This window comes from Sulfitobacter sp. AS59 (genome assembly GCF_038899995.1).
GTDB lineage: Bacteria > Pseudomonadota > Alphaproteobacteria > Rhodobacterales > Rhodobacteraceae > Sulfitobacter.
Genome location: NZ_JBBMQK010000001.1, coordinates 840,249 through 863,542 on the forward strand (window position 1 = coordinate 840,249; position 23,294 = coordinate 863,542).

17 protein-coding genes and 1 tRNA gene are annotated in these 23,294 nt (G+C 58.6%); 6 read left to right on the forward strand and 12 right to left on the reverse strand.

Annotated features, from left to right (window positions below):
* Nucleotides 1-34: 34 nt before the first annotated feature.
* Nucleotides 35-2,596, reverse strand: a complete 2,562-nt coding sequence (locus WNY39_RS04220; RefSeq protein WP_342844298.1) for a hypothetical protein — start codon at nt 2,594-2,596, stop codon at nt 35-37.
* A gap of 365 nt (nt 2,597-2,961) precedes the next feature.
* On the opposite strand from WNY39_RS04220, the gene WNY39_RS04225 reads away from it, so the two are divergent.
* The 6 genes from WNY39_RS04225 (at nt 2,962) to WNY39_RS04250 (ending at nt 11,169) form a co-directional block, all read left to right on the forward strand.
* A complete protein-coding gene (locus tag WNY39_RS04225) occupies nt 2,962-4,956 on the forward strand; it encodes a CocE/NonD family hydrolase (RefSeq protein WP_342844300.1) in 1,995 nt (664 codons plus the stop codon).
* 140 nt (nt 4,957-5,096) lie between these two features.
* Entirely contained in the window at nt 5,097-6,701 is a 1,605-nt protein-coding gene (locus WNY39_RS04230) for an ABC transporter substrate-binding protein (protein ID WP_341234971.1), read from the forward strand.
* A 12-nt stretch (nt 6,702-6,713) separates the two neighbouring features.
* A complete protein-coding gene (locus WNY39_RS04235; protein WP_341234972.1) occupies nt 6,714-7,670 on the forward strand; it encodes an ABC transporter permease in 957 nt (318 codons plus the stop codon).
* Nucleotides 7,671-7,803: 133 nt separating this feature from the next.
* Nucleotides 7,804-8,619: an ABC transporter permease gene (locus tag WNY39_RS04240; protein WP_342844302.1), complete on the forward strand. Its 816-nt coding sequence runs from the start codon at nt 7,804-7,806 to the stop codon at nt 8,617-8,619.
* Nucleotides 8,616-10,253 (forward strand): ABC transporter ATP-binding protein, encoded by a 1,638-nt coding sequence (locus WNY39_RS04245; RefSeq protein ID WP_342844303.1) that lies wholly within the window; start codon nt 8,616-8,618, stop codon nt 10,251-10,253. The genes WNY39_RS04240 and WNY39_RS04245 overlap by 4 nt, the downstream gene beginning before the upstream one ends.
* Before the next feature lie 79 nt (nt 10,254-10,332).
* Entirely contained in the window at nt 10,333-11,169 is an 837-nt protein-coding gene (locus WNY39_RS04250) for an alkaline phosphatase family protein (RefSeq protein WP_342844305.1), read from the forward strand.
* Here WNY39_RS04250 and WNY39_RS04255 read toward each other — a convergent pair.
* The 11 genes from WNY39_RS04255 to WNY39_RS04305 all read right to left on the reverse strand — a co-directional run bounded on the left by WNY39_RS04255 (nt 11,166) and on the right by WNY39_RS04305 (nt 23,035).
* On the reverse strand, nt 11,166-12,107 hold the full coding sequence (locus tag WNY39_RS04255; protein ID WP_342844306.1) for an alpha/beta hydrolase: 942 nt from the start codon (nt 12,105-12,107) through the stop codon (nt 11,166-11,168). The genes WNY39_RS04250 and WNY39_RS04255 overlap by 4 nt on opposite strands.
* Entirely contained in the window at nt 12,104-13,981 is a 1,878-nt protein-coding gene (locus WNY39_RS04260) for an acyl-CoA synthetase (RefSeq protein WP_342844308.1), read from the reverse strand. The genes WNY39_RS04255 and WNY39_RS04260 overlap by 4 nt, the downstream gene beginning before the upstream one ends.
* Before the next feature lie 211 nt (nt 13,982-14,192).
* Nucleotides 14,193-14,624 (reverse strand): peptidoglycan-binding protein LysM, encoded by a 432-nt coding sequence (gene lysM / locus WNY39_RS04265; protein WP_342844310.1) that lies wholly within the window; start codon nt 14,622-14,624, stop codon nt 14,193-14,195.
* 66 nt (nt 14,625-14,690) lie between these two features.
* Entirely contained in the window at nt 14,691-16,487 is a 1,797-nt protein-coding gene (locus tag WNY39_RS04270) for an ABC transporter transmembrane domain-containing protein (RefSeq protein WP_342844311.1), read from the reverse strand.
* Nucleotides 16,488-16,602: 115 nt separating this feature from the next.
* Nucleotides 16,603-16,677 (reverse strand) — tRNA-Gly (locus tag WNY39_RS04275).
* A 113-nt stretch (nt 16,678-16,790) separates the two neighbouring features.
* Entirely contained in the window at nt 16,791-17,537 is a 747-nt protein-coding gene (locus WNY39_RS04280) for an Asp/Glu racemase (protein ID WP_342844313.1), read from the reverse strand.
* The gene (locus tag WNY39_RS04285; RefSeq protein ID WP_342844314.1) at nt 17,534-18,679 is read right to left on the reverse strand and encodes a Xaa-Pro peptidase family protein; all 1,146 of its coding nucleotides are present in this window, start codon (nt 18,677-18,679) and stop codon (nt 17,534-17,536) included. Before WNY39_RS04285 ends, WNY39_RS04280 begins: the two co-directional genes overlap by 4 nt.
* Entirely contained in the window at nt 18,679-19,719 is a 1,041-nt protein-coding gene (locus WNY39_RS04290; RefSeq protein ID WP_342844315.1) for a pyridoxal-phosphate dependent enzyme, read from the reverse strand. Before WNY39_RS04290 ends, WNY39_RS04285 begins: the two co-directional genes overlap by 1 nt.
* A 46-nt stretch (nt 19,720-19,765) precedes the next feature.
* On the reverse strand, nt 19,766-20,338 hold the full coding sequence (locus tag WNY39_RS04295) for a hypothetical protein (protein WP_342844317.1): 573 nt from the start codon (nt 20,336-20,338) through the stop codon (nt 19,766-19,768).
* Complete coding sequence (locus WNY39_RS04300) at nt 20,335-22,575, reverse strand: molybdopterin cofactor-binding domain-containing protein (RefSeq protein ID WP_342844319.1); 2,241 nt, start codon at nt 22,573-22,575, stop codon at nt 20,335-20,337. The genes WNY39_RS04295 and WNY39_RS04300 overlap by 4 nt, the downstream gene beginning before the upstream one ends.
* A gap of 1 nt (nt 22,576) precedes the next feature.
* The gene (locus WNY39_RS04305; RefSeq protein ID WP_342844321.1) at nt 22,577-23,035 is read right to left on the reverse strand and encodes a (2Fe-2S)-binding protein; all 459 of its coding nucleotides are present in this window, start codon (nt 23,033-23,035) and stop codon (nt 22,577-22,579) included.
* Nucleotides 23,036-23,294 lie beyond the last annotated feature (259 nt).

The window sequence follows — 23,294 nt, forward strand, 5'->3', positions numbered from 1 at the left end:
GATGGTCGTTGCCCCCGCGCCCTGCCTTGATGGCTTAGACGACCACGTTGATATCGTCATCGATCATCAACGTCCCTTCGGTGCCCAGCGTATAGATGTCGTAGGTCTGGCCGTCTCTCGCCTCGGTCCCCGTACGCGTCGCGCCGGTGATCGTAACGGTATCGTCGGTATGACCGTTCACAATCACAGCGTTGGTGTTGCTCGATAGATTGACCAACGCCGCTTCGGTGATGCTCAGCTGCGCTTCTTCAGCGAATTGAAGGTCAATCGTTTCGATATTGTGGTTGGACAGGTTGGGATTGGTCAGCTCAGGCATGGTGTTTGCGCTTTCATCATCCAACGCAAGATATGTGCCTGATGAATTGCCCGCAGTATCGGTCGCGGTCACGACCAGATCGGACCCGTCCGGTACATCCGAGCTGAAGTAGAAATTCATCTCGTTCAGGGCATCGTTTTCCAGCGTGCTGGCCGCGACCTCGGTGATGGTTGTGTCAGACTGAATCTGGTGCACGGCCAAAGCATCCTCGCTTTGTTCGACCGAGATTGCCCGAATGCCGTCGCCGTCACGGGTGTAGGATTCGATCACAGGGCCATCGGGCGCATAGGTGTCGATTGCCAGCGTATCGCTGATTGCATCGACATTGCCCACATGGTCCGTCGCCCTGACAGAAATATCCGCATCATAGGTGCCGCTGCGAATGTCGTCGGCCGGGATGGTCACATCCCAATTACCTGCCCCGTCCACGTTGGCGTTATAACGCGTACCGTCAAAGCTAACCTCGACCCTCGATCCGGCCTCGACCTGACCATTCAGATCAATACCCGATGCCGCTTCACGCGCGCTGATAACATCGTCACCGCCGCCGGGTGCGTTCAGGCTTACGGGATCAACAACCGTGTCGATCAGAACAGCCTGGCGCGTTGTGGCCGTATTGCCTGCGGCATCCGTGGCCTCGACCACGGCTGTTGTGTTGGTGGTCCCCTCTTGCACCTGATCGGGTGCAAAGGTCACGGCCCAGTTGCCGCCCGCATCAACCGCGCCACTGGCCGAGCTATCGCCAAGTGTAACAGATACGGACCCGCCGGTTTCCGAGGTGCCGGTGACCAGCACGCCGCCATTGGTCAGGCGTTCTGCCCCGCTAATGATATTGTCGCCTTCGACCGTGTTCAGGGACAGACCATCGACACGGGTATCAACCCGCACGCTATCGGTTTCCGTGCGGGTATTGCCCACTGCATCCGTAATCGTCGCGGTGATATCGGCAGTATAGACACCTTGCGCCACGTCCCCGGGCGCGTAATGGGATGTCCATTGGCCGTTCTCATCCGCGCGGGTTGTGGTCACCGCACCAGCAAGGGTCACCGTCACCACCGCACCTGCATCCGCGGTGCCGGAAATGGCCACGCCGTCGCTTGCCTCTACCGCGTTGACCACATCGTCGCCTTCGACGGGGTCGGCGCTGATGGTCAAATTACCGGCTTCGGTATCGATCCACACAGACTGCGTGATGCTGCGGGTGTTGCCTGCTTGATCCGTCGCGGTCGCCACCATGGCGCTGGCATAGGTGCCCGCGGGAATGTCACCCGCAGCAAAGACCGCCGACCAGTTGCCATCAGCGTCAACCGTCGCTTCGCGCACCACATCGCCCAGTGCGACCGAAACGGTCGAACCCGCCTCGACCGTACCGGTCATCACAACACCTTCGGCGGCCTCGGCAGCGTTTACGGTCGCGTCTGATCCGCCCGCCTGATTGCGAAAGGCCAATTCATTGACCAAGGTGTCGACAACCAAACGATCCGTTGCGGTGACGGGGTTTCCGTCCTGATCGACCGATGTGGCCCTGACCTCGGTCTCGTACTCGCCGGTTCTGAACGTGCCTGCCGCATAGCTCACGGCCCATGTGCCATTTGCCTCAACGGTCGCTGTCCGGGTCACGCCCTCAACGGTGACATCAACAATTGATCCCGCCTCGCCCGTGCCAGTGATCGTGGCCTGCTCGTCCCCGCCGCCCTCGGCAAGGGTCACCGCGATGGCAGGTGTGGCCGCAGCCACGCCGCCAGAACCGCTGCCGCCCAGGATCGCCGCGCCGCCAGCAACCACCGCAGCGGTCACAGCACCGCCGCCACCAATCATGCCCGCCCCCAGCAAGGGGGCCGCAAGCATTGAGACTTCGTTTTCGTCAGTCATCATCGCGCCGGTGATCGTGGCCGTGTCCGTGCGACCGAAATAGATCAGATCGTCTGAGGGGCTCCATTTTCCCCATTGCTCTGTCGGGCCGTATTGCGCGTGCAGATCGCTGCTCCCCGTCACGACAAATCCCATTTCGTTCAGGTATCCATCGGACGAAATGAACAGGCGGTTTGGCACCCCTGAATCATTGAAATAGTTATCGATCGTGATGACCGTTCCATCGACCAGCGTCAGAACCAGATCATCGCCATCGCGTTGGTGCGACAGGAAATCTGCCTGGCGCAAGTTAAGGGAAATCTCTTGACCGGTTTGCGCGCGTATAACGTGGGATGTGGAGCCTTCGGACACCATACCACGTTGCACTGCGCCCGCCTGATCGCGAACGACGAATTCTATCGTCTTCATAATACTACCGCTCTACCTCGGTGTCCGTTCTGCGCGGATCACTTGGTTATTCTTGTTGCCCACCGGGTCGTTAAACCGGCCCGTGTGGAGTATTTTTCAGGCTCTCCTTAAAGGTGAATAAGGTGATAGTGGCCACGCTACATTTATAACGAATGTAAATTCAACGCTAAACGCAATCGCCTCATTGCTGCCTTATTGTACCTATGCATCGGCGCCACAGTTTACCCCCAACGCTGATGTTTTCGCCTGTGATCAACGCGCCGATAGGTTCAAAAACGGGCGATTCTATTTACGCGTGTATCAAACAGCATCGCGCACCGTAGCATTCTGTTGACAAGCCGCAGCACCCCCGCAACGTTGCCCCTATGACATCCAGCCCAAATGCCCCGCTTGCGATACTCGAAGACCCTGATCTGGGGATCACACTTTCTGACGGATGCAGGCTTTCTGCGCGGATCTGGCGGCCTGAAAATTCAGTCGACGCCCCCGTGCCGGTGATCCTGGAATATCTGCCCTACCGCAAACGCGATGGCACCACGGCGCGCGATGCGCTGACCCACCCGTGGTTTGCCGAACGTGGCTATGCCTGCGTGCGGGTCGATATGCGCGGCAATGGCGACAGCCAAGGCCTGATGGAAGACGAATACACCCCGCAAGAACAGGCCGATTGCATCGAAGTGATCGACTGGCTGGCGGCACAAGACTGGTGCAATGGCCGCGTCGGGATGATGGGGATCAGTTGGGGTGGCTTTAACGGTTTGCAGGTCGCGGCACATGGGCCTGATCCGCTGAAGGCGGTGATCACCCTATGTTCGACCGTGGACCGCTTTGCCGATGATATTCATTACAAGGGCGGCTGCCTGCTAAACGAAAACCTTGGCTGGGGCGCAACGATGTGGGCCTATTCCAGCCGCGCGCCCGACCCTGCACTGCGCCCCGACTGGCGCGAGATGTGGCTGGAACGTCTGGAAGCCGAGCCGTTTCTTGCGTCCCTATGGCTGCGCCACCAATCGCGTGATGCCTATTGGAAGCAAGGGTCGGTGATCGAGGATTATACCGCGATCAAGGCCAAAGTTCTGGCCGTAGGCGGCTGGGGCGACGCCTATAAAAACGCAGTTCCCCAACTGGTCGAGGCGCTGCCGGGGGCCAAGGGCATCGTCGGGCCTTGGGTCCACAAATACCCCCATTTCGCGATCCCCGAACCGCGCATTGGTTTCCTGCAAGAGGCGCTGCGCTGGTGGGACCGTTGGTTGAAAGACATCGACACAGGCGTCGAAGACGACCCCGATTATCGCGCCTATCTGATGGACGGCATGCGCCCCGCCACATGGGTTCTGGAACGCCCCGGCCGCTGGATTGCCGAAGACACCGGTGCCACATCGCATCTTCCCATCCAATCGCTGTATTTGACGGATGCCGGGCTTGCCCCCGCACCTGGCACCCTAAATGCCACCGTCGCGTCGCCCGCCCATTGCGGGGCCAGCGCAGGGGAATACTGCGCGATCTGGTTGGGGCCGGAAATGCCCGGCGATCAGCGTCAGGATGATGCGCTATCGACCATCTTTGACAGCGGGCCGCTGAGCGAAGACATGGATATCGTCGGCGCGCCGCGCATCACATTGCGCCTGTCCAGCGACAAACCGCAGGGGCAAATCGCCGTGCGGCTGAACCATATCCACCCCGACGGGGCCAGCGCCCGCATCACCTATGGTGTGCTGAACCTCAGCCATCGCGAAAGCGCCGAAAACCCGAAGACAATGGTGCCGGGAAAACCCGAGGATATCGTCTTTGATCTGGATCACATCGCCTACCGCGTGCCCGCCGGTCACAGGTTGCGGGTGTCAATCTCGACCGCGTATTGGCCGCTGATCTGGCCCGCGCCCGACGCCGCCACACTGACCGTGACAGCAGGCGATATCGCCCTGCCCCAACGGCCCACCCAAGGGGGCGATGAATATACATTCGCCCCGCCCACCGCCGCCGAGCCATGGCAAACCGAAACCTTGCGCGCCGAAAACCACATCAGACGTCAAGAAACCGACATGGTGACCGGCGACATATCTTTGGTCATCGAAGATGATTTCGGCAAGCTTCGCGATAGCGATCACGGGCTGATCAGCGGGGCGGTTGCCCGCGAGCGCTGGACCATCAATCCCGACGACCCGCTCAGCGCGAGGGGCGTTTGTCACTGGACCGAAGAACTAGAGCGCGACGAGATCAAATTGCGCACCGAAACCCATTCGAAAATGTGGTCGGATGAGACCCATTTCCATCTGACCGGACGGATCGAGACATACGAAGGCGAAACCCTGATCTACGAACGCGACGTCGCGGATAGCATTAAGCGACACTTCATGTAATAAAGACGGCAAGGTCGCCGGGGTATTAACCCTTGCGACATAAAGGAAAATGCGCAAACTTTAATGTGGGAAAAATAAAATGCCGCAAGATCGGCGCATAAATAATATCACCAATAAACGACCAACAGGGAGACATGATCATGAATGATCAACTGGAATATATGACGGGCCAAGTGGCCAAGGGCACAATGACGCGCCGCGAATTCGTAGGCCGCGCTGCTGCTTTGGGTGTGACGGCTGCGGTCGCAAACACCATGCTGGCAAACAACGCCCAAGCGGCATCGCATGGCACGCCGATTCGTGGCGGCTCGATCAAAATCGGTTCCTCGGGTGGTGAATCCACCAACACGCTGGACCCGGCACTGACCGCATCCTCTGTGCCACTCGATAACCTGCGCCACCTGTATGAATCGCTGGTCGAAGTCAGCGCCGAAGGTGACATCGTTCCTCGCATGGCCGAAAGCTTTGAGGCCTCTGCCGACGCGAAAACATGGGCGTTCAAAATCCGTAAGGGCATTCAGTTCCACAACGGCAAAGACATGACCCCCGATGACGTGCTGAAAACCATGCAGCGTCACTCGGACGAGAACAGCAAATCGGGTGCTTTGGGCATCATGCGCGGCATCGAGAACATGAAAATCGATGGCGACAATCTGATTGTTGAATTGGGTGTTGGCAACGCTGACCTTCCCTATCTGTTGGCCGACTACCACTTGATGATCCAGCCCGGTGGCGGCATCGACAACCCAGGTGCAGGTATCGGTACCGGCCCCTACACGCTTGAAGTTGACGAACCCGGCGTGCGCCACGGCTTTACCCGCAACGAAAACTATTGGGATGCCGACAACCGCGGCTTTACCGACTATAACGAAGTGCTGGTTCTGAACGACGCCACGGCCCGTACAGCGGCGCTGCAATCCGGTCAGGTTCAAATGATCAACCGCGTTGATCCCAAGGTTGCGTCCTTGCTGAACCGCGCGCCTAACCTAAGCGTACAGTCCGTCGCTGGTCGTGGGCACTATGTGTTCATCGCGCACGTCGATACCACACCATTTGACAACAACGACCTGCGTCTGGCGCTGAAATATGCGATCAACCGCGAAGAAATGGTGGACAAAATCCTGCGCGGCTATGGCTCGATCGGGAACGACATGCCGATCAACGCGGCATATCCGTTGTTTGACGAAACCATCGAACAGCGCGAATTCTCCATCGAAAAAGCGCGCGAGCATTACGCAAAATCCGGCCATGACGGCAGCCCAATCGTTCTGCGCGTCGCTGATGGCGCGTTTGCAGGCGCTGTGGATGCAGCATCGCTGTTCCTGGAAACGGCCAAAGCCGCCGGCATCCCGCTGGAAATCAAGCGCGAGCCCAACGATGGTTACTGGTCCGAAGTTTGGAACAAGCAGCCGTTCTGTGCATCCTATTGGGGTGGCCGTCCGGTACAGGACCAGATGTATTCGACAGCATATCTGTCGACCGCAGACTGGAACGACACCCGCTGGAAACGTCCGGAATTCGACGCGATGCTGCTTGAGGCACGTGCCGAGCTGGACGACGGCAAGCGCAAGGCCATCTACTCGAAGATGGGCACCATGCTGCGTGACGAAGGCGGCCTGATCCTGCCGATGTTCAACGACTTTGTGGACGGTGTTGCCAACAACGTTGGCGGTTGGTCCGCAGACCCGAACGCCGAGTTGATGAACAACAAAGCGCCGATCAAATGCTGGATCAAAGACGCTTAAGGGTACACGCAGATGCACCCGATATTAAAACTGATCGCCCAACGCTTAGCGTTGGGCCTTCTTCTCCTCCTTGCCGCGTCGGTTTTGATCTTCGTAGGCACTTCGATTTTGCCCGGCGACGTGGCACAATCCATATTAGGCCAATCTGCCACGCCCGAAGCGCTGGCAAACTTGCGCCGCGAACTTGGACTGAATGACCCCGCCGTCACCCGCTATTTCGCATGGCTTGGTGGTGTGTTGCAGGGCGATCTGGGCACCGCATTAACCAATGGCCGCGACATCGCAGAAAGCCTTGGTGGACGTCTGAAAAACACGCTTTTCCTTGCCTTCTGGGCGGCCGCAATCTCGGTCCCGTTGGCAATTTTCCTTGGCCTGCTGGCCGTACGCTACAAAGACCGCTGGCCGGATAAACTGATCTCGGCTGTGACGCTGACGACCATTTCGATCCCCGAATTTATGATCGGTTACGTGTTGATCTATTGGGTCGCGATCAAATGGCGCATGTTTCCGTCTGTCTCGATCATCAATGAAAGCATGACCCTTGGGGCCAAGCTGAACGCCATCGCCATCCCTGTGATGGTGCTGACGCTGGTGGTGCTGGCGCATATGATGCGCATGACCCGCGCCGCGATCCTGAACGTGATGCAATCGGCCTATATCGAAACGGCCGAGCTGAAAGGTCTGGGCATGCTCAAGATCATTCGCAAGCACGCCTTCCCGAATGCCATCGCGCCAATCGTCAATGTTGTGATGTTGAACCTTGCCTATCTGGTAGTCGGTGTTGTCGTGGTCGAGGTGGTGTTCGCCTACCCCGGCATGGGCCAATATCTGGTGGACCACGTGAGCAAACGCGACGTGCCGGTTGTTCAAGCCTGCGGTCTGATCTTTGCGGCCGTCTATATCGGGCTGAACCTGGTCGCCGACATCGTGTCGATCCTAGCCAACCCAAGGCTGAGGCATCCCAAATGAGTTCAGCACATTTTTCACCGAAAGAATGCGCTGTGCGCGACCAAGCATTTTTGCAAAGCAAAAGCGCGGGGACACGCCCGGTCGCCGCATCGCCACTGAACTTTAAAACCCTGTCATCGAAAGGGTTTCGCCCATGAGAAATATTCCCATCTCTGCAATGATCGGCCTTTTCTTCACCGGCATCTATTTCGTCATGGCGATCCTCGCCCCTTGGATTGCCCCTTATGGCATGGCTGAAATCGTCGGTGATGTGTGGGAGCCGTCTTCCTCCGAGTTTTTGCTGGGTACAGATAGCATTGGCCGCGATCTGCTCAGCCGGATGATCTATGGCGGGCGCACAACGATCTTTATCGCGACCGCCGCGACGATCCTTAGCTTTACGTTGGGGTCCATCATGGGGTTCTTTGCTGCCGTGTCTGGCGGTTGGGTCGATCAGGCGCTGTCGCGCTTTGTTGATCTGATCATGTCGATCCCGTCGCTGATTTTTGCGCTGGTTGTTTTGTCGGTCATGCCGACCACGGTGCCGATCCTGATTATCCTGATGGGTCTGCTGGACAGCACCCGTGTTTTCCGCCTGGCACGCGCTGTAGCCGTTGACATCACGGTAATGGATTACGTCGAAGCCGCCCGCTTGCGTGGCGAGAAAATCGGCTGGATCATCTTCCGTGAAACGCTGCCCAACGCCCTGTCACCGCTGGTCGCTGAAATGGGCCTGCGCTTTATCTTTGCTGTTCTGTTCGTCTCGACCCTGTCGTTCCTCGGCTTGGGCGTTCAACCGCCACAGGCTGACTGGGGCGGCATCGTGAAAGAGAACAAAGAAGGCATCAACTATGGCATCCAAGCGGCCCTGTATCCGGCCTATGCGATTGCCACCTTGTGCATCTCGATCAACCTTGTTGCGGATTGGATTTTGAACCGCACCACATCGCTGAAAGGGGGCCGAGGATGACCGAACCACTGCTGAAGGTACGCGGGCTTAAAATCGGCGCGACGGCCTATCCCCCCGGTGAAAAGCCCGTTGCGATCAAGATTGTGCATGGCGTGGATTTCGATCTTGAGGCCGGCAAAGTGCTGGGTCTGATCGGTGAATCCGGTGCTGGTAAATCCACCATCGGTTTGGCCGCGATGGCCTATGGCCGTGGTGGTGTTGAGATCACCGGCGGCGAGGTATGGGTAAACGGGCGCAACATCCTCAAGGAAAACCTGCGCAGCCTGCGCCGTTTGCGCGGTGCCGAAGTGACCTATGTCTCGCAATCTGCAGCGGCATCGTTCAACCCCGCGAAAAAGATCATGGAGCAGGTGACGGAAGCCGCCATATTCCAGAACAAGTTTTCAAAGTCCGAGGCCGAAGCCCGCGCGGTTGAACTGTTTGCCAAGCTCGGCCTGCCCGACCCCGAAAACATCGGCAACCGCTATCCGCATCAGGTGTCTGGTGGCCAGTTGCAACGCTGCATGACGGCGCTGGCGCTTTGCCCCGAACCCGATCTGGTCGTCTTTGACGAACCGACGACCGCGCTGGATGTGACGACGCAGATCGACGTGTTGGCAGCCATCAAAGAAGCGATTGCCGCAACAGGTGTGGCCGCATTGTACATCACTCACGATCTGGCCGTTGTTGCGCAGGTCAGCGACCACATCATGGTGCTGCAACAGGGCGACATGGTCGAATACGGCAAAGTCGACCAGATCATCAACAACCCAAAAGAAGACTACACCAAAGCATTGGTATCCGTCCGGTCGATCAAGCACGAAGAAAAGACCCCGACAGATAATCCCGTGCTGCGCGTCGAAAACGTGACCGCGCGGTACAAGGGCACCAACTTTGACGTGTTGAAAAACATCAACGTCGATATCCACCCCGGTCAGACCTTGGCGGTTGTCGGGGAATCCGGATCCGGCAAATCAACGCTGGCGCGCGTTATCACAGGGCTGCTCCCCCCCGGAGAGGGGCAAATTACATTTGACGGGCGCGTGTTAAGCCCGGACCTCCCCACACGCCCCATCGAAGATCTGCGCGAAATGCAAATGATCTATCAGATGGCCGACACGGCGATGAACCCGCGCCAGACTGTGGGCACCATCATCGGTCGCCCGCTGGAATTTTATTTCGGCCTGAAAGGCAAAGCCAAGCAAAAGCGCATTCAGGAATTGCTGGACGAAATCGAGCTGGGCGACGGCTTCCAAGACCGCTATCCCGCAGAGCTGTCGGGCGGCCAGAAACAACGTGTCTGCATCGCGCGTGCGCTGGCGGCCAAACCCAAACTGATCATCTGCGACGAGGTGACTTCGGCCCTTGATCCGCTGGTGGCCGATGGCATTCTCAAGCTGCTGCTGAACCTGCAAAAGATCGAAGGTGTCGCCTATCTGTTCATCACCCACGATCTGGCAACGGTCCGCGCCATCGCCGATAGCATCGCAGTGATGTATCAAGGTGAAGTCGTGCGGTACGGCCCGAAAAGCCAAGTTCTGTCACCGCCCTTTGATGATTATACCGACCTGCTTCTCAGCTCTGTTCCGGAAATGAAAATCGGCTGGCTGGAAGAAACGATTGAACACCGCCGCATGGAAAGCGCCGGTAATTGAGGTGAACGGATATTTTCAAAAAATCCGGCTCGGAAAATTTGAAATTTTCCGTCTCAACCCGCTGATTTAGGACAAGACCATGAAGAACAAACTGCTGTTGATCATCCTTGACGGTGTCCCCTACCGCAATTTCCGCCGCTTGTTTGGAAATCTTGAAGGGTGGGTCGACAGCGGTGATGCCCGCGTCTGGACGCAGCGCGCCGTGCTGCCGTCGATCTCGGCCTCGTGCTATGCGTCGATCCACACTGGCGTGGCGCCTGCGCAGCATGGCTGCACCGGCAATGGCAATGTTTTCCGGCTCAAGCACAAGGACGTCTTTGCCCAGACCCGTGCGGCTGGGGGCGTCACTGGCGCTGTCGCACATTCATTCTGGTCCCAGTTCTTTAACCGCCATCCCTTCGACTATGTCCGCGACGTCGAATATGATGAACCGGACAGCGACACGATCAACCATGGGCGGTTTCACACCATGACCGGCTATGGGCAAGCCAACCAGATGACGCCGTCTGATGTCGATCTGTTCGGCACGCTGACCAATCTGGCGGGCCGGTTCGGCCTGAACTACGGCATGCTGCACACCTGCACGCTGGACAGCATGGGCCACCGTTTCTTTCACGAAAGTCAGGAAATGGACCATGCCTGCTTTGTGATGGACGAGATGCTGGCCCCTTTCATCCCCCAATGGCGCGCCATGGGCTACGAGGTGATCGTGACGGCAGATCACGGCCAAGATGAACGCGGCCACCACGGCGGTCGCGGGGCGTTGCAGCAAGAAACAGCGCTCTATTACTTTGGCGATGCAAAAGGCCCGTCCGAAGATACCGTGATTGACCAACTGCAGCTTGCGCCGACGATTTTGGGGCGTCTGGGTGCCCCTGTCGCCGATACGATGCTGGCAAAATCGTTTCTAAGCTAGGATAGCTCAGCAGGCCAGTCGCCTGCCCCCAACGCCGAAATCGCAGCCACGATGCGATCAAAGCTAGCGGCAGCTTTTTGCGACATCACACGGGCACGCAAATATCCATGCACCAGCCCCAGCTCTTCGACCCAAAACGCCTGACCGCCTGCGGCAAGAATGGCGTCGCTATAGGCTTCGCCGTCACTGGATAGCGGATCGCATTCAGCCGTGATCATGACGCTGGGCGGCAGGCCGGAGAAATCCGTATCATGCAGCGGCGCATAACGCGGATCGCACTTGGGCGGCTCCCCGCCCGAGCGCACCTGCTGATAGAACGCCATATCCGCAACCGTCAGCTGGGGCGCGTTGGCATGGCGGATATAGCTGCCTTGCTCTGGGTCCCCGCCAAGCCCCGGATAGATCAGCACCTGCCCTTTGATACGGCCATCAATGCGGCCACGTGCATAATGCGCCACCGCCGCAGCGAGGTTACCGCCCGCGCTGTCCCCGGCCAACACAATGCCACCGGCATATTCGGCGGCAATCGCCAGAAACGCGTCGTAGGCGTCGTTGAAGCAACCGGGAAAGATAACCTCGGGGGCCAAGCGGTAATCGACCGAGATCACCCGATATCCGATGCGTGCGCAGATTTCTGCGCAGACGTCATCGTGGCTTTCTAACCCACCGACGACAAATCCGCCGCCGTGGTAATAGATGACCGTGATATCAGATGCGCCGACCTCATAACGGCGACATGGGACGCCACCAAAGGTAACGTCCCATGTTTGTACCCCGTCAGGGTGGGTTTGGTGAAACGCAGCGCACATCTTGTTATAGACCGCGCGCTGGTCTTCGATGCTTAACCCGACCGCGTCAGGTGGATAGAATTCATCTGATCGCCGCATATAGGCCCAGATTTCATCATCCAGCAAAACGCCGTAGTCGGGTTGGTTCATGCAGCTTCCCAGCCAAAGGTGAACGCGTTCAGCGTTGCACCGACATCCGCATCAGATGCGCCGTTCATGGTAACTCGCGCCACCAAACCGCGTTTTTTGTCATCAACAACCGATGCCACACGTGCCGGCGAGCCGGCTTTTTCAAGCGATTCATTAAAGATGCGGGTGATCGCCATTTTGCGCAGATCAGGCTTAAAGATCTTGCCCACGGCCGTTTTGGGCAGTTCGGGCATGATCGTCATATGCTTAGGCTGTGCCGCGCGCTCCTGAACCATTTCCTTGCAGAAATCCATCAGCTCTTGCTCGGTCACCGATGCACCGCCGACCAGTTCGACAAAGGCGCAAGGCACTTCGCCGGCATGGGCGTCGGGCTGTCCGATCGCACCAGCAAAGGCAACGGCCTCGTGGCCCAGCAACGCTTCTTCGATCTCGGCGGGGTCGATGTTGTGACCACCGCGAATAATCAGGTCTTTGGCGCGGCCCGTGATCCAGAGGTATTTGTCTTCGTCGATGCGGCCCAAATCGCCTGTGCGCAGGTACTTGTCAAAGTAATACAGGTCTTTGTTCTTTTCGGCTTCGGTATAGGTGTTGCCCTCAAAGATGCCCGGGTTCGAGATACAAATCTCGCCGATCTCGTCTATATTTGCTTCAACAGGTCCACCGGCGGTGCCCTTGATGATCTTCACATCCGTATAGGGGAAGGTGATGCCGATGCTGCCAACCTTCCGCACGCCATCCGGCGGGTTTGCAGATACAAGGCAGGTCGCCTCGGTCAGGCCATAGCCTTCGATCAGGGTGATGCCGGTTGCCTTTTCGAACCGTTTGAACAGTTCCAGCGGCAAGGGGGCAGAGCCGGAAAATGCCCGTTTCACGGTCGAGATATCAGCGTCAATCGGGCGCTGCATCTTGGCCGAAATCGCGGTGGGCACGGTGATGATAAAGGTGATTTTCCAACGCTCGACCAGCTTCCAGAAGTTGTCGAACACGCCATCGCCACGATACCCCTGAGGCGTCGGGAACACGACATGCGCGCCAGACGTCACCGCCGCCATCAGGATGACGTGGCAGGCAAATACGTGGAACAATGGCAGCGGACACATGATGTTATCCTCTTCCGTATAAAGCAGCCGGCCACCCAGCCAGCCGTTATAGACCATGCCGGAATATTTATGCTGTGCGACCTTGGGCATGCCCGTGGTGCCGCCGGTGTGGAAGTAGAACGCGACGCGGTCTTCTTGTGGATCGTCAAAGGTCAGCTCAACCGGCTGTTTCGCGATCTCGGCGTTGAAATTGTGATAGGTGGCTTGGTTGCTACCCGTCTGCTTGGGCCGGATCAATGGAACGATCCACGATTTCGGCGCGGTCAGATAGCGGCACAGATCGACCTCAAGCACATGTTTTACATTGGGTGCGAGCGCGACCGCCTCGGCGGTTTTCTGCGCCACATCAGTTTTCGGGAAGGGCCGCAAAGTCACGACAACCTTGGCGTTGGTTTCGCGCAGGATTGCACCGATTTGTTCTGCCTCGAGCAGCGGATTAATCGGGTTCGCGATACCGGCAACCGCGCCGCCCAGCAATGTGATAACCGTCTCGTTACAGTTGGGCAGCACATAGGCCACGACATCCGTCGGCCCGACACCCAAAGACCGGAACAGGTTCGCCGTCCGCCCGACCTGACCGCGCAGTTGCGACCATGTCAGCGTTTCAGCGTAATCTTTCGGGCCGGAAAATAGTTGATAGCTGATCGCGTCGTGATCCGGGAATTTGCCCGCCGTATTGCTCAGCAATCCCCACATTGTTTTGGCGACGTCGCGGTCCGCCCACGGCATCTCTGCCTCGATTGCATTACGGTCTTCGACCCCGGCAAATGACATAATATTCCTCCCTATGGTGCGGTTTTCCCGCATTCATTTATTCCCCGTCGCAAGGATGATGGCAAAATTCAAAATTCGCAAGCGTCTGAGGGAATATTGAACGTGGCGTCAGCCTAGTTTCACCATGCAAAATGCAAAAAGAGCGGCAGATTGGTTCTGCCGCTCTTGATAATGACGTAATTTGGCGTGCCCGTTGGGCGACGCGACGTGATTATTTTGCTGGAATACGCAGCATTTGACCCGGATAGATTTTGTCTGGGTGTGTCAGCATCGGGCGGTTGGCCTCGAAAATCTCTTCGTAGCGCGCGCCATTGCCAAGGGTCTTGGCAGAAATGGCCCAAAGCGTGTCGCCCTTTTCAACGGTGTGGAACGTGCCGTCGCCATCACCGCCGCTGATGTCTTCTTCGACGGCTGCAACGCCTTCGACGTTGCCAACGGCCAGAATGACTTTTTCTTTCATCTCTTGGCTTACAGCTTTGCCGCTTACGGTGACTTTGTCACCGTCCACCTGAATATCCAGACCTTCGGCATCAAGGCCGAGCTCTTTCAATTCATCCTGCAGGGCCGCGCCTGTTACTTCTTTCTCATCGCCGCCGCCGAATACTTTTTTACCGGCGTCCTTAACGAAACTCCACAAACCCATGTTTATCTCCCTGTGGTTATTATTTCGCTTGTTAGTTTCCACCTTAGGCAGAGATAAACAAGCGTTTTATTCAGCAGCAATGCCATCTGTGAACTGTAAGCGTGCCAAACGCGCATAAAGCCCGCCCTGACCCACCAGTTCGTCATGGGTGCCGGTGTCAACAATCCGCCCCGCTTCCAGCACCACGATACGGTCCGCCTTTTTGACGGTCGCCAAGCGGTGCGCGACGATCAAAGTCGTCCGATCAGCGCTTAGTTTATCCACCGCCTGCTGCACCGCACGTTCGCTTTCTGCATCCAGCGCGCTGGTGGCTTCGTCCAGCAACAACACAGGCGCATCCCGTAGAATCGCCCGCGCGATGGCGATGCGCTGTTTTTGCCCGCCCGACATCATCACGCCGCGTTCGCCCAGATAGCTGTCATAGCCATCGGGCAAGTCGCTGATAAACTGATGTGCCGCCGCCGCCTGGGCTGCCGCGACGATTTCAGCGTCAGACGCGTCGGGCCGGCCAAAGCGGATGTTTTCACGCGCCGAGGTGGCAAAAATAACCGGGTCTTGGGGGACAAGTGCGACCGACTGCCGGAATGCGTCGCGTGACACGTCGCGCAAATCGATCCCGTCCAGCGTAATACGCCCCGACTGCGGGTCATAGAACCGCAAGATCATCTGGATGATCGTTGTCTTACCCGCCCCTGACGGGCCGACAAAGGCGACGGTTTCGCCCGGATTGATCGTCAGATTCACGCCGTCCAGCGCTTGTACGCCTGGCCGCGCGGGATAGGAAAACTGCACGTCTTCGAACACGATCCGTCCCGCAACGGGGTTGGGCAATTCAGCAGATGTGTCAGGGTCATGTACGTCGTCATTGGTTTGCAGCAACTCCACCAGACGCTCTGTCGCCCCGGCCGCCCGCTGCAATTCGCCCCAGATTTCCGACAATGCAGCCACGCCGCCTGCCACCATCACCGCATAGATCACGAATTGGACCAAGGCACCCGGGGTCATATCACCGGCCCGCACATCCCGCGCGCCCATCCACAACACACCAACAACACCGGCAAAAACCAAAAAGATCACGATGACCGTCATCAACGCCCGCGTCTTGATCCGGCGCCGCGCAGCGTCATAGGACGCTTCGGTCATCTGCGCGAATTGTGCGCGGCTTGCGGCCTCGTGGGTAAAGGCTTGCACGGTCTGCACAGCGCTTAGGCTTTCGGACGCGTTGCCCGAACTGGCCGCAATCCAATCTTGGTTTTCGCGGCTGATCACGCGCAGTTTGCGCCCCAACACTAGGATCGGCACGATCACGGCAGGCACCAGCAGCAGCACCATTCCCGTCAACTTGGCCGAGGTGAACAACATCAAGATCAAACCGCCACTGAAAATCAGCACATTGCGCAACGCGATCGACACGGACGACCCGATAACCGACAGAATAAGCGTGGTATCCGTGGTGATCCGGCTCAGGACCTCTCCGGTCATGATACGCTCATAGAAAGACGGGCTCATCCCGATGACGCGGTCGAACACGGCCTTGCGAATATCCGCGACCACCCGTTCCCCAAACCGCGTGACCAGCGCATAGCGCAGCCCGGTCCCGATTGCCAAAAACCCGGCGATAATCAGGGCGGCAATAAAATACTGATCCAGCAACTCTTCGCCACTGCCAAAGTTATCGATGACACGGCGTACGGCCAGCGGCAGCATCAGCGAAATCATCGCCGTCGAGATCAACGCCAGAACCGCCGCAATCATCAACCCGCGATAAGGCCGTACAAAGGGGACAAGCGCACGCAAAGCGCCAAGCTGCTTGGATTTCTCGCGTTCTTCTTGTGTCGGTGCGGGCGTGGGCGTCCGGGCCATCAGAATTCCTTTTCAAACACAGGTGTCATCGCCTGCACCGCGCATGGGGTCAAGCCCGACAACAGATCACGCCTTGCGTCAAATCATAGCAGTTTGAATTATGGGAAGAATATGTTGGAGCGGGCGGAGGGAATCGAACCCTCATCTTCAGTTTGGAAAACTGAGGTCTTAACCATTACACAACGCCCGCTCAACGACGTCTGAGGTATGCCAACATGTCACCATCGTCAAGTGGATCAATACCCAGAATAACCAGCAATTTTCGCAAATGTATCAATTTGTCGCTGGGTCGTTGCTATCCGCTCACGATGGCAACGTCACCGCAGATTGCCCCAGCAGGCCCGGTATCTGCGCGGTGATCCCTGCGGCCTGCGCCATATGCCACGCCAAAACCTGATTGCTGGAAAGGCACGGCAGCCCTGTTTTCCCCTCGATTTTGTCAATCACATTCAACGTGCGCAAGTTCGTGCAGCTTAGGAAAATCGCCTCCGCCCCGCCTTGTGATGCCAGATCAACAGCCGCGGCGACGATTGATGCGGCATCAATGCGCACAACTTTGGCTTCCTCGGCCTCGTCAAAGCTGCCGAACACCGGCGTTTCAATGCCCTCGCGGGCAAGGGCATCGCGCAGTTTGGCGGACACCTGCGCGACATAGGGCGACAACAATGCAAGCCGCGTTACCCCCAGATGCTGGCACGCCGCGATCAGCGCGCTTAGCGGGTTGGTCACATGCGGGCTGCCTGACCCCGCACGGATCAGCCCCGCCACACGGTCAGACCCGATTTCAGCCGCCCCGGATGTGCAGCCATACCCGATGCTGGCGAACCGGGCCGCGTGGGGTAACAGACCTGCAGCCCCCGTAAGATGCGCGGCCATTTCGGCCAAAGTATCAGATGTCACCGCATCGCCACTGGGCACGCGGCTGACGTAAAGCGCTGTTTCCAGCGGCATCATCGCGCGCATGTCCCCCTCAAGGGTTTCATCCGCCTGCAAGACGATCAAGCCAAGGGCCGGGGCGAGCGTCGGGACCGATGTATAGCGATAGCTCATTCGATCACCACCATGTCTGTCCCCGCACGCGGGCTAAGGAACCGACAACCGTCTGGCGTGATCACGATATTTTCCTCGTGCACCATGATGCGGCCATCCACGGTATCTATCCCCGGCTCAAGCGTCAGAACCATTCCGGCGGCCAGTACCGTCTGATCCGCCGCGATCAGCGACAGGCCTTCGGTCAGTTGCATGCCCAACCCGTGCCCCAAACGCCCAGCGTCCGATCCGCCAGTCCCGCCGGTCACGACCTTGTCCATCGCGTGAAACAGCTGCGCCGCCGTTGCGCCGGGGCGCGCGATGTCAGCCGCCGCATTCACCGCTTCGATCAACCGTGCATGTGCGTCACGGGCGGTGGGTGATACAGGTCCGATGGCGAAATTCCGGTCGTAGTCGCAGAAATAGCCGTCGAATACCGCGCCCGTATCCAGCATCAATATATCGCCCTGCGCCAACGGCCTGTCTGATGCGGGCGAAATCACATCGGCGTAGCCATCACGATCCGCGCCGCCTGCCAGATAGGGCACCCAATCGGCCCCTTCCTCAAGCAGCAACCGTTGAAAGTCACGAAAGACGTCGGACAACGCGCGACCTTGCGCCGCGATCTGCGGCACGCGGGCAAAGGCGCGCCCGGCGATGCCGCAGGCGGTTTCGATCTTGGCCACCTCGGCGTTGGATTTGATCGCACGCAAGCGCGCTGTGATCCCGTAATCCGATACGAATGTCCCGAAAGTGCCGGACTTGATCCAACCCCAATCAGACTGGGGAACCCGCAAATACGTCTCGGGACCGGATGGGATGCCAATGCGCCCCGCCCCCGCGATTTCGTTCAGCGTGTCGGACAACAGGCTGACCCCATCATCGGCAGGATCGGGCGCGCGCCAGGTGCGGATGTCCTCGACCCAAGTTTGCGCCATCAATGCCGCGCCGATGGACGGTATGACGGCAACCGGTTTGCCGATGGCAGGCACCACCAGATACCAAGGGCGGGACGGGCTTTCCCAAAAACGTGTCAAAAAGCCGGTGAAATACCTGATTTCAGCCTCGGTCGTCAGCAGCATCGCAGACAGGTCATGGGCCGCCATAAGCGTTTGCGCGCGGGCAAGCCGTTGTTCGTACTCGCTTTGCCCAAAGCCGCGCATCAGCTTGCCGGACCTTCGCTTAGCACCGTCAGCACGACCGATGCTGCGGCGATCCCAAGATCGGCCTTTTGCGCATCAGACAGCGCCAAAAGCCCCGCGATCCCTGCGGCCCCGGACGGGCTGGATGCCAAGCCTGCAACCATTGCGGCCCCTGCGCCCGCCTGACCTTCGCCCTCTGATATCAGGGCAAATGCGTCGGCGTCTTGCGCCAGACCTTTCAGCGCGATCAGCGATGGCATTTTACAGTCCAACCGCCCCATGTCGCTGACCGGTCCGCTGCTTTCAGTAGGCGCGCCCGCTTTGATCGATCCGTGCAATGCCGGGGCCGCATCAGGTTCGACCACTATGATACGCGGCCCGTCGCCCCATGCCTGCCGCGCCAAAGCGGCACACGCCCCCGCCAAACCGCCGACGCCGGCTTGCAAGAATATATGTGTGGGCGGGGTCGGTATCTGTGCAATCGCCTCGGCCATTAGAACCAGATACCCTTCCATCAGGCGGTGCGGGCGCTCGGTGTATCCGGGCCACGAGCTGTCGGACAAAAGCGCCCAACCGTTTGCATCTGCAGCGGCCTGCGCAGCGGCCATGCTATCCTCGTAAGTTGCCCCTTCACGGATCACCTGCGCGCCCTGTTCGGCCAGCCGCGCGGCAAAGCTTTCGGGGACGGGTTCGGCAATATAGACCACAGATGCCGCGCCAAAGGCCTGCGCCCCTGCGGCGACTGACATGCCGTGGTTTCCTGCGCTCGCCGTGACATAGGTGCGCCCGCGATGATCGCCGCGTTCCTTGTCGCACGCGATGACATATGCCGCGCCCAACGCCTTGAAACTGCCAAGCCCCATGCGGCCCCGTTCGTCTTTGACCCACAGTTCGGCAACGCCTGCCTCAACGGCCAAAGCCTCTGCCTGAACAAGCGGCGTTTCAGCGGCTACAGGACAGCGGGCAACCAGTGTTTGTGCAGCCTGTGCATCCACCGACGGCATCGGAATGTCATCAAGGCCGGTGACGGCGACGGGGCGGGTGATGTGTAAAATATCCATGGCCTACCGAACAATCAGCGCGGTAATAGGTCAAGGGGTTTTGGTGCTAGGGATCGTTTGCGCAGGGTGTGCCAGCGGCGGCCCACAGGTTTAGCGCCGTGATCATTTCATCCAAACCAATCGGCGGCACACTGCGCCCGGCACCGGGGTCAAAACCCCACGCCACAAAGGCCGAGGTTTCAAGATGCACGGCCAGCTCATCCATTTCAAAACCATCGTTGGTTTCAGGGTCGCGCAGTTGCGCGCAGACGTAATCGCTGCTTTTCCCCAACCATGCCAGTTCAGCCGGGGGCAGTCGCCATGCGTCGTCGATCATCGGCGGGGCATGGGGTGTCGCATTGGCCGATGCCACGCCGATATGGCAGGTGCGGCACGGCATTGTTTCGGCACCAACGCGGCTTTCGCCGGCTTGCACATGCATGCCGTGAACCGCATCTGCCCCATAGGTCAGGCCGTTCCACATCGGTATGCCGCCTTCACCCACATGACAATTGGTACAGCGCGGGTGCGAGGTAACAGAATACACATCATCCCAAGCCGCCAACCCTTGTGCCTTGGTCGGCGCATCTTGGGCGGCAGCAGGCACCGCGATCAGCAATGCCAGCACAAGGCCCCTCATACGAAATCAATCGATTTGGACAGGGGTAATTCGCGGATACGCTGACCTGTGGCGGCAAAAATGGCGTTTGCCAATGCGGGCGCTGCGGGCGGCACAGCAGGCTCGCCGATCCCCCTAAGTTTTTCGCCATTCTCAAGCCCGCGCACCGTGATTTGCGGCGTTTGATACAGGCGCATCCCCTCGTAGGCGTGGAAATTTTCCTGCTCTGCAACGCCATCACGATAGGTCAGCTCGCAATTCATCGCGTGACCAAGGCCAAAGATCACCCCGCCTTGTACCTGTGCCTCAAAATTCACCGGGTCCAGTACACGGCCCACATCGGCAGCCACAAAGACCTTGTCGATGCGAATGCCATCGTCAGTGTTTGTGACCTCGACCACCTCGGCCACAGGCACGCCGAACGCAAGGGTAAAGGCCAACCCGCGCCCCCGGTTCGGGCCAAGGTCACTGCCCCAATCAGACATCTCGCCAACGGCCTCAAGCACTTTGCGCGACGGGTCGTGCCAGCATAGGCGCAGCCGTTCTTTCAGTGGGTCAACGCCTGCTGCATGGCAGAGCTCATCCATGAAACTTTCATGCAAGAACCCGTTGCCTGACGCGCCCACGGATCGCCAAGAGCTGATCGGCACCATCGCTAGCGTGCGGTATCCGGTCACGCGATAGTTGGGGATCGCAAACGGCTGATCCCACGCGCCTGCGACAATCGCCACATCAGGGCCGATGGCAGGCTGGCCCAACCGCGCAAGCGAGGATTCAGCCACGGAGGGTGCCGCAATCGACAGATCAAACGCGTCCAACGCACCGGATTTCACAGCGCCCTTTGCACGGGCCATGGCCAGCGGGCGGGGGAAGTCATGGGTAAAGTCTTCTTCGCGCTGCCAGACCATCTTGATCGGGGTGTCGGGCAGTTGCATGGCGATTTCGACAGCTTGGGCGATATAATCATCCTCAAGCCGACGGCCGAAACTGCCGCCCGACATCAACACATGCACATGGATGTTATCCGCGTCCAACCCCGTTAGCTTGGCCATGTTGGCCTGCACGAAACGCGGGATTTGCGTGCCTGTCCAGATATCCAGACGGGCTTGCGACATCTTCACGACGACGCTCATGGGTTCCAGCGGGGCGTGGGCCAGATAGGGAATGCGGTATTCCGCTTCGATCACATTGGCACCATCCAGGGCGGCCTCAACATCGCCTTCGTCTTTAAACCGGCTGTCTTGGTGATCGTCGGTCATGGAATTGGCAACCGCGTCAAACTGTTCGTCCGTGTTGCCGATATAGGGGGACGGACCCCAGTCGCATTCGACAGCTTGCGCCGCCTGAAAGGCCCGCCATGTGTTATCGGCCACAACGGCAACACCGCCCGTAATCGGCAAAACGCTGCGAACGCCGCGCATGCCTTGCGCCGCTTCTGCATCAAAGCCGATGAGACCACCGCCAAGCGCAGGATTGGTACGGGTCGTGGCATAGACCATCCCGTCCATCACCATGTCGATGCCATAGGTCAGCGTACCGGTAGATTTGGCCACCATGTCGGTGCGCTTTTGCGGTTTGGTCAGATAGCGCCATTGCGACGGATCGCGCAGGGTCACATCCTGAACAGGTTCGATGTCTGCCGCAACAACCGCCAGATCAAGGTATTCGATCCTCAGCCCGTCAGGCAGCACAACGCAGCCATCTTCCGTGCGCAACTGATCGCGCGGCAGGCCGGTTTGCTTCATCGCGGCGCGGATTAATGTTTCGCGTGCAACCGCACCCGCCATGCGCAAGCGGTCATACATATCGGGCACCGTCGATGACCCGCCGGTAATGTGCAGCCCCATCAACTTGCCCGCAACATCTACGGCACCGCGTCCGGCCCGGGCCAGCAAAGTGTCAGAGGTCGCGGCAATCGGCAGCCCCTCGGCCCCGACAACACCATTGTAATAGATTGCACTGGCAGGCCCCGGTGACAGGGTTGCAGTCGCGGGATCAATATCCAGTTCTTCAGCGATCATATGCGCCTGCATCGACCACGCCCCCTGCCCCACATCGGCACGCGGGGTGATCAGGGTGATCCCTTGGGCGTCAATCTTGACGTAAGGTGTGATCGCGGCTTCGCCGGGCTTGAGATCTGCCAGCAGCGGGTTTTCACCCTCGCGTTTATAAAGATAGGTGCCAAAGGCAACGCCGCCTGCGATGGCCGCCGATCCGATCAAAAAGCTGCGGCGGGCAATGGTTTTTACGCGCCCCATATCAAACCGCCCGCAGCTTGGTCGCAGCCGTTTTCACAGCCTCGCGTATGCGTGGATAGCTGCCACAGCGGCATAAATTCCCGCTCATCGCAGCGTCGATCTGATCGTCTGTAGGCTCTGAATTCAGATCAAGGAATGACGCGGCCTGCATGATCTGACCGGCCTGACAGTATCCGCATTGCGCCACCTGTAAATCGGTCCATGCTTCTTGGACCGCGTGCAGCGCAGACGGCGTGCCCAGCCCTTCGATGGTGGTAATCTCGCCAACGACATCGCTTGCGGCCAATTGGCACGAGCGCACGGCGACGCTATCCTCGTGCACCGTACAGGCCCCGCATTGTGCAATGCCGCAGCCGTATTTGGGGCCGGTTATGCCCAGCTCGTCTCGGAGAACCCAAAGCAGCGGCATGTCGTCTTCGACATCAACATCATATTTTTTGCCATTTACGGTCAGTTTCATGAACGGCCTCCCTGGCGTGCAGAGCGATTGGGTATCCCTCTGACCTTACAGGTAGTGCCGAAGTCAGCAGAAGCAAAATGTATCCTTGCGTCAACGTGGCGCGAAAATGGTTAACCAAACCCAAAGAAAAACACCGCCCCCATCGGAAGCGGTGCCTTGGAGCGCACACCGTCGTTTAGCTTAAAACTCCACGACGGCGCGGATTGATTTGCCTTGGTGCATCAGCTCGAAGCCGTGGTTGATTTCGTCCAGCGTTAGT